Source organism: Streptomyces sp. NPDC020362, assembly GCF_040642095.1.
Classification (GTDB): Bacteria; Actinomycetota; Actinomycetes; order Streptomycetales; family Streptomycetaceae; genus Streptomyces.
The window spans coordinates 1-7,508 of sequence record NZ_JBFAET010000300.1; the positions used below are offsets into that span (position 1 = coordinate 1).

Annotated in this window: 6 protein-coding genes; 4 read left to right on the top strand and 2 right to left on the bottom strand. The window is 72.2% G+C overall.

The genetic code is table 11. From position 1 onward, the window contains the following. Positions 1 to 535: 535 nt before the first annotated feature. The 4 genes from AB0H32_RS45135 to AB0H32_RS45150 all read left to right on the top strand — a co-directional run bounded on the left by AB0H32_RS45135 (position 536) and on the right by AB0H32_RS45150 (position 3,401). Positions 536 to 1,234 (top strand): DUF6230 family protein, encoded by a 699-nt coding sequence (locus AB0H32_RS45135; protein WP_361134509.1) that lies wholly within the window; start codon positions 536 to 538, stop codon positions 1,232 to 1,234. Positions 1,235 to 1,238: 4 nt separating this feature from the next. Beyond that, entirely contained in the window at positions 1,239 to 1,688 is a 450-nt protein-coding gene (locus AB0H32_RS45140; protein ID WP_361134512.1) for a DUF6114 domain-containing protein, read from the top strand. A 234-nt stretch (positions 1,689 to 1,922) separates the two neighbouring features. Further along, a complete protein-coding gene (locus AB0H32_RS45145) occupies positions 1,923 to 2,378 on the top strand; it encodes a tellurite resistance TerB family protein (RefSeq protein WP_361134515.1) in 456 nt (151 codons plus the stop codon). A gap of 36 nt (positions 2,379 to 2,414) precedes the next feature. Then, complete coding sequence (locus AB0H32_RS45150; protein ID WP_361134518.1) at positions 2,415 to 3,401, top strand: Lrp/AsnC family transcriptional regulator; 987 nt, start codon at positions 2,415 to 2,417, stop codon at positions 3,399 to 3,401. 293 nt (positions 3,402 to 3,694) lie between these two features. Here the strand turns inward: AB0H32_RS45150 and AB0H32_RS45155 are convergent, their stop codons facing one another. Continuing rightward, a complete protein-coding gene (locus AB0H32_RS45155; protein ID WP_361134521.1) occupies positions 3,695 to 5,134 on the bottom strand; it encodes an MFS transporter in 1,440 nt (479 codons plus the stop codon). Positions 5,135 to 5,275: 141 nt separating this feature from the next. Continuing rightward, the gene (locus AB0H32_RS45160) at positions 5,276 to 7,336 is read right to left on the bottom strand and encodes an NAD(+) synthase (RefSeq protein ID WP_361134524.1); all 2,061 of its coding nucleotides are present in this window, start codon (positions 7,334 to 7,336) and stop codon (positions 5,276 to 5,278) included. Positions 7,337 to 7,508: the final 172 nt, after the last annotated feature.

Sequence of the window (7,508 nt, forward strand, 5' to 3'; positions counted from 1 at the left end):
CGCCTTCTCCGTACGTGACGGACCGGCAGCGGCGACCTGCGGGCACCGGCCGAAGACCTCGGGGGAAAGGCCTCCGGCCGGGCCGGACAGGAAGCGGCCGGGCACAGGCCGAGGGGTGGGCGACCGTGCCGATGCCGCGCTGCTGCAGAGCGGTTACTGGGAAAGGCCGGGAAGCGGCGCTGCCGCTCGGCGGATCCGGCGCCACGGATCCGAGGGAGACCAGGGAGAGTTGTAGACCCGCTCAACCATCAACGTCAAGCAGCAGCAAGGGAGTTGACGTTGCCGGCACGTCGTCCCATACCTCTCCCGGGGCGGCTTCGCCGGTGCCCGCGCACATCCAACACCCTTTTTTCACAACTCCCTTGACCCCCCAAAGTAACCGGCGGTAACTTCCTCGCAGGCTACTGCCGCGTAGTGAGAAAGCCCTTGCATCCGCCGGGAGTGCGAGGAGTCTCGCGCGGCAGCCGCTGTCCGCGCCAGGACAACGCGCCACTGAAGCCCAACCCGCATTTGATCTATGCCCATGGGAGCAGACATGGCCTCGTCCCCGGACTTTTCGTCCGCCGACAACACCCCCGAGAACCCAGAAAGCGGTTCACTTTCCGACGCATCAGCCGCATCCGGGACCGCCGACGGCGGTGAGAGACGAGGGCGGGTCCGGCTGCGCAGGGCCGCGGTCATGGCGGTGCCCGCCACCGTGGTAGCCGCGGGCCTCGCGATCCTCACCGCACAAGGGGCGCTGGGTGTCCAGTTCGCGATCTCGGGCATGCCGTTCACGGTCACGGCGACGGAGCTCAACGGCACCGGCTTCGAGCAGTTCGGCGGGCTCGACAACATGGCGGACGGCAGCCCGAACGCCGGGGACACCGGCGGGCAGGTGCTCGTCGTCACCTCCGCGATCAAGAACGCCACGCTCACCAAGCTGTGCCAGAGCGTGGACCTCGGCGGCACCAACCTGCTGATCACCGCGGGCAGCGGCGACCAGAAGGTGACCGCGAGCGACCTCACCACCGACTCCACCCAGCTGTCGGGTGACGCGGCGTTCAACAACATCGAGATCGGCAACGACGCCAGCACCCTGAACAAGGCGAACGCGAAGGGCTCGATCGGTGTCTTCAGCCAGCAGGCCGACACCGTGCACATCGGCAACCTGCGGCAGACCAACTACGCCACCACGGCAGGCGTCTTCAAGCTGCCCGGGCTCAGGCTCCGCTTCAGCGACTCCGGCTGCTGATCCGATGCCGGAGCGTCCACGTCGCCCCCTGGGGCCCGCCTTCCGCGGATGGCGGGCCCGCCGGCCTTTCTGGGGCGGGCTGCTGCTGGCCCTGGGCGGCGGCGAGATCCTGTTCACCGAGAAGGCCTCGATGAAGGTCGTGATGCACATCGGTATGCAGGGCCTGGCCGGATATCTGCTGCCGACCCTGATGGTGCTGCTGGGCCTGCTGATCCTCTTCAACCCCGGCCAGCGGCTCTTCTACTCCCTCACCGGCATCCTGGTCTCCCTGGGCACCTGGCTCACCTCGAACCTGGGCGGCTTCTTCATCGGCCTCCTCCTCGGCGCCACCGGCAGCTGCCTCGCCTTCGGCTGGCTCCCCGACCAGGAGCCCCGCGTGAGCCGCCGCAAGCGCCGCAGGCAGGCCCGGGCCACGGCGCAGGGCCTGGAGGAAGGGGCGGGGAAACCGGCCTGAGGGGCGGGCCGGGGACCGGCCGGACAGGCCGGTACGTCACCGCCACCGGCACCGGCACCGGCACCGGCACCCCACGCCCTCCCCCGAACGGATTGCCCGGGAACTCCTCATCCGGTCCCGGTCGTCGGAACTTATCGACCGGCCCATCAGTTTCTACGTCGTTGTAGAAGTTGCGGCAAGCGTTGCTGCAGACGTTCCTGTCGAAGCAACCGAGCGTGGATACGAGGAGTTCGCATGGCCCTGTGGGACCGCATCAAGGAGTCGGCGTCGCAGATGCAGACCCAGTTGGTGTCGAAGAAGAACGACCTGAAGAGCGGTGCCTTCCGCGACGCGAGCATGGCGATGTGCGCGCTCGTCGCCGCCGCCGACGGCACCATCGACCCGGCGGAGCGGCAGCGGGTGGCCCAGCTCATCGCCACGAACGAGGTACTGCAGAACTTCCCGGCCGACGACCTCAGGCGCCGCTTCGAGGAGAACCTGAACAGGCTGACCACCGACTTCGACTTCGGCAAGGTGAGCGTGCTCCAGGAGATCTCCAAGGCGAAGAAGAAGCCCGCCGAGGCGCGCGCCGTCGTGCAGATCGGCATCGTCATCGGCGGTGCGGACGGCGACTTCGACAAGACCGAGCAGGCCGTGGTCCGCGAGGCCTGCTACACGCTCGACCTGCCGCCGCACGAGTTCGACCTCTGATCCACCGGGGTCCGCCGGGACGGGGAGGATGGGGGCATGCTCGACGACCTCGACCGTGCCCTCATCCACGCCCTGCACGTCGACGGCCGGGCGCCGTTCAGCAGGATCGCGGCGGTCCTCGGTGTGTCGGCGCAGACCGTCGCCCGTCGTTACCGCAGGCTGCGCACCGAGGCCGGGCTGCGGGTGGTGGGCCTGGCCGACCCGCACCGGGCGGGCCGTACCCAGTGGCTGGTGCGGCTCACCGCGACGGCCCGGTCCGCGCAGGACATCGCCGCCGCACTGGTGCGGCGGCCGGACACCTCGTGGGTGAAGCTCACCTCGGGCGGGACCGAGATCACCGCGGTGATCCACGCCCCGGCCTCGGACGCCTCCCCCGACTCCCTCCTGCTGCGGGACATCCCCCGCACCGGCGGCATCACCGCCGTGTCCGCCCACTGCCTGCTGCACACCTATCTGGGCGGTCCGGCGAACTGGCGGCGCAGCGCCCGGGCGCTGGACGAGGAGCAGCAGGCGGCGCTGGCGTACCGGATCACCACGGAGGGGGTACGACAACCCGAGCCGGGCGATGCCGAGTTGCTGGCCGCGCTGGAGAAGGACGGCCGGCTGGGCCAGGGCGATCTGGCGCGGGCAACCGGCTGGTCGCCCGCCACCGTGGCCCGGCGGCTGGCCGAACTGCGGGCGGCGGGCGCACTGTTCTTCGATGTGGAGGTCGACGCCGGGCTGTTCGGGGTGCGCGCCCGGGCGCTGCTGTGGCTGTCGGTGCGCCCGGCCGACCTGGAGGAGGTGGCCCTCGCCCTGTCCGGCCACGACGAGCTGGCCTTCGTGGCGGCGACCACCGGGCCCACGAACCTGGTCGCCCAGGCGCTCTGCCGCGACCCGGCGGACCTGCACCGCTATCTCACCCGGCGGCTCGGCGCGCTGCGGGCGGTCCGGACGCTGGAGACGAGCCCCGTACTGCGCACCCTGAAGGCTGCCAGCCCGTCGCTGACGGACCTGCCCCGGCTGCGCCGCGCATCCGTCTGACACCGCCGCCTTCCCTGCCCGCCGGTCAGACGGAGACCGCCGGTGCTGGGCCCCTGCCGCTGAGGCTGACACCACCGGTATGCCCTGCCCCTGAGGCTGACACCGCCGGCGTCGCGCCCAGCCGGTGAGGCCGTCACCCCCGGCGTCGCGCCCTGCCCGTGACGCCGACGCCGCCGCCGTCATGCCCTGCCGGTGAGCAGGGCGAGCAGGTCTTCCGTCGCTCGGTCCGGGGCGGACGTACTGCGGGTCCGCTCCTGCGGGTCTACTACGGCAGGTCCGCTGCAGGGGGTCCGCTACGGCAGGTCCTCGACAGCGGGTCCGCTACGGCAGGTCGGAGCGCCCACTCGGACGCTCGCGGCCGCGCACACCCCCACGAGCCCCATCGCCACCCAGCACGCGGCCTCGGCCGCGTGCGGCGCCGAGCCCGGGCCTTTGGTCCCCGCGCCGGCGAGGTACACACTGCCGAGCACCGCCACCCCGACCGTGGCCCCGAGCTGCTGGACCGCGTTGAGCAGCCCGGCCGCCGAGCCGATCTCCCGGGGGCGCAGCGGGTGCAGGGCGAGCGTGAAGAAGGCGGGCGTGAACAGGCCGGCGCCGAGGCCGATCAGGGCGAGGCCGGGCAGCAGCGCGGCCGGGTAGTGACCGGGGGCGGCCGTACGGTAGGCCCCGACGGCGGCGAGCAGGCCGGCGAGGAGTGTGCCGAGCCCGTACGGCATCACCCGGCGTCCGTACCGTCGTACCAGACGGGCGCCCGCGAGCCAGGACGCGACCGCGAGACCGGCCGACCACGGGGTCAGGCTCAGGCCCGCCGCCAGCACGCCGGTGTGTGCGCCGAGCTGGAGCTGGAGGACGACCACCGTGGTCATTCCGTTGGTCACCGCGAAGAAGGCGGTCGAGGCGACCAGGGCGGCGGGAAAGCCCCGGTGGCTGAAGAGGCCGGGCTCCAGCAGGGGCCGGGCCGAGCGCCGCTGGTGCCGTGCGAACACGGCGAGGGCGAGAAGCCCGGCGAGCAGCAACGCCCACCGCTCCATGGAGAGTCGGGTGACATCGGCTCCGATGAGGGGGTACACGACGAGCCCGGTGCCGGTCGCCGCCACTGCCGTGCCCGGCCAGTCGAGGACCGGCCGGATCGGTGCCCGGTCCTCCGGGAGCAGCGGGGCGAGGGCGAGGACCACCGCGGACACGGGCACATTGACGAGGAACGCGGCCCGCCAGGAGGAGCCGAACAGATCGGCGTGGGTGAGCACACCTCCGAGGACCGGTCCGCAGACGGCGGCGAGGCCCATGACGGGGCCGATGCTGCCCAGCGCCTTCGCCGTCTCCTCCCCCGAGAACATCGCCTTGATCAGCCCGATGGTCTGCGGAATGATCAGGGCCGCCGCCGCGCCCTGCACCGCCCGGAAGGCGATCAGCAGGCCCGCCGTGGGTGCCAGGGCGCAGGCCACCGAGGCTGCCGTGAAGGCCGCGACCCCGAGGACGAACAGGCGGCGCCGGCCGGCGAGGTCGCCGAGGCGGCCGCCGGTGATGAGCAGCACCGCGAACGGCAGGGTGTAGGCGGTGCCGAACCACTGCACGTCGGAGACCGGGCCGCCCAGATCGGCGTGGACGGCGGGCGCGGCGACCTGGACGACGGTCGCGTCCAGCAGGTTCATCGCCTCGCCGAGCAGCAGGGCGGTCAGGGCGGGCCAGCGCCATCGGTGGGCCTCGGCGGGCAGCACGCGTTCCGTGGTCATGGGGTTCCTCTCGCACTCGGCACGCACCGGCCCCGGGCGGGCCGGTCAGGGGCCAGCGTGCGAGCGTGAGAAGGGCGAACTCCAACCAGAGGGGAAGGGACGAGGAATTCTTCCCTCGTTCCCGTCTCCGGTGCCGAAAACTCACGGGCGGAGCGGCCGGCTCTCCTCGTCCGGGGTGTCGAAGCGGGCGAGGTCGCGCAGCCAGGCCCGTGCCGTGCTGTCCGACGGGGCGCGCCAGTCGCCGCGCGGCGAGAGGGAGCCGCCGGCCGAGACCTTGGGGCCGTTCGGCATGGCCGAGCGCTTGAACTGCGCGAACGCGAAGAAGCGGCGGCAGAAGACCTCCAGCCAGCGCCGGATCTCGGGCAGGTCGTACGCCATCCGCTCGGACTCGGGGAAGCCCGGGGGCCAGGCGCCGGCGTCCCGGTCGTGCCAGGCGTGCCAGGCCAGGAAGGCGATCTTCGACGGCCTGAATCCGTGGCGCAGCACGTGGAAGAGGGTGAAGTCGTGCAGCGCGTAGGGGCCGATCTTCGACTCGGTGGACTGCAGTTCCTCGCCGGGCACCAGCTCCGGGCTGATCTCCGTGTCGAGGATGGCGGCGAGCGTGCGGCCGGTGCCCTCGTCGACCTGGCCGCTGCTGACGACCCAGCGGATCAGGTGCTGGATCAGCGTCTTCGGCACCCCGGAGTTGACGTTGTAGTGGCTCATCTGGTCGCCCACGCCGTAGGTGCACCAGCCGAGTGCCAGTTCCGAGAGGTCGCCGGTGCCGAGCACGATGCCCCCGCGCTGGTTGGCCAGCCGGAAGAGGTAGTCGGTGCGCAGCCCGGCCTGCACGTTCTCGAAGGTGACGTCGTAGACCGGCTCGCCGGAGGCGAACGGGTGGCCCATCTCCTGCAGCATGAGGCGTGCGGTGGGCGAGATGTCCAGCTCGGCCGCGGTGACGCCGAGGGCGCGCATCAGCTGGTGGGCGTTGTCCCTGGTGTGGTCGCTGGTGGCGAAGCCGGGCAGGGTGAAGGCCAGGATGTCGCTGCGCGGACGGCCCGCGCGGTCCATCGCCCGGGCGGCGACGATCAGCGCGTGCGTGGAGTCGAGGCCGCCGGACACGCCGATGACGACCTTCGGGCCGCCGATCGCCGCCAGCCGCTGTTGCAGGGCCGCGACCTGGATGTTGTACGCCTCGTAGCAGTCCAGGGCGAGGCGGTCGGGGTCGGCGGGCACGAACGGGAAGCGTTCGACGCGGCGCCGCAGCCCGAGGTCGGCGGTCGGCGGATCCAGCCGGAACGGAACCCGGCGGAAGCCGCCGGTCCGGGCCGCGTGGGTGCGGCGGTTGTCGTCGAACGAGCCCATCCGCTGGCGTTCCTGGCGCAGCAGGTCGAGATCCACGTCGGCCGTCGCGATCTGGTCGTCGAGCGGGAACCGCTCGGTCTCGGCCAGCAGCACACCGTTCTCGTAGATCATGGTCTGGCCGTCCCAGGACAGGTCGGTGCTCGACTCGCCCAGTCCGGCCGCCGCGTAGACGTACGCGGCCAGGCAGCGCGCGGACGCCGAGCGGCACAGCAGCCGGCGGTCCTCGGCGCGGCCCACCGTGATCGGGCTGCCCGAGAGGTTGGCGAGCACGGTCGCGCCGGCCAGGGCCGCCTCCGCGCTCGGGGGTACCGGGACCCACATGTCCTCGCAGATCTCGGCGTGCAGCACGAGGCCCGCGACGTCCTCCGCCTCGAAGAGCAGGTCCACGCCGAACGGGACGGTCGTGCCGGCCACCCGGATCGTGCCGCCGCGTTCGTCCTCGCCCGAGGCGATCTGCCGCCGCTCGTAGAACTCGCGGTAGTTCGGCGGGTAGGACTTGGGCGCGACGCCGAGGATCCGGCCCCGGTGCACGATCACCGCGCAGTTGTAGATCCGGTGGCGATGGCGCAGCGGGGCGCCGACGACCAGCACGGGCAGCAGCTCCGCCGACCCGGCCACGACGGTCTGGAGCGCCTCCTCGACCTGGTCGAGGACCGCGTCCTGCAGCAGGAGGTCCTCGATCGAGTAGCCGGTCAGGCCCAGCTCGGGGAAGACGGCGACGGCGACCCCGTCCTCGGCGCACCGGCGCGCCTGGCGCAGGACGGCTTCGGCGTTGGCATGCGGGTCGGCGATGGCGGAGTGGCCGGTACACGCGGCGATGCGTGCGAAGCCGTGCTGGTAGATCGACCAGAAGTTCAACGGGGCTTCCTCAGGAGAACACGACGGATGGACACCTTGCAGTGGATCACATCCGAGGCGGCCCTCGTCGCCGACCGGCCCCCGGCGCCCACGGCTGCGCGACTCGGGGCAGGCGGCAGGGGTCGCGGGTCCGTGGGCGGCCCGAGCACGAAGCGGGTGCCCCCGGCCTCCG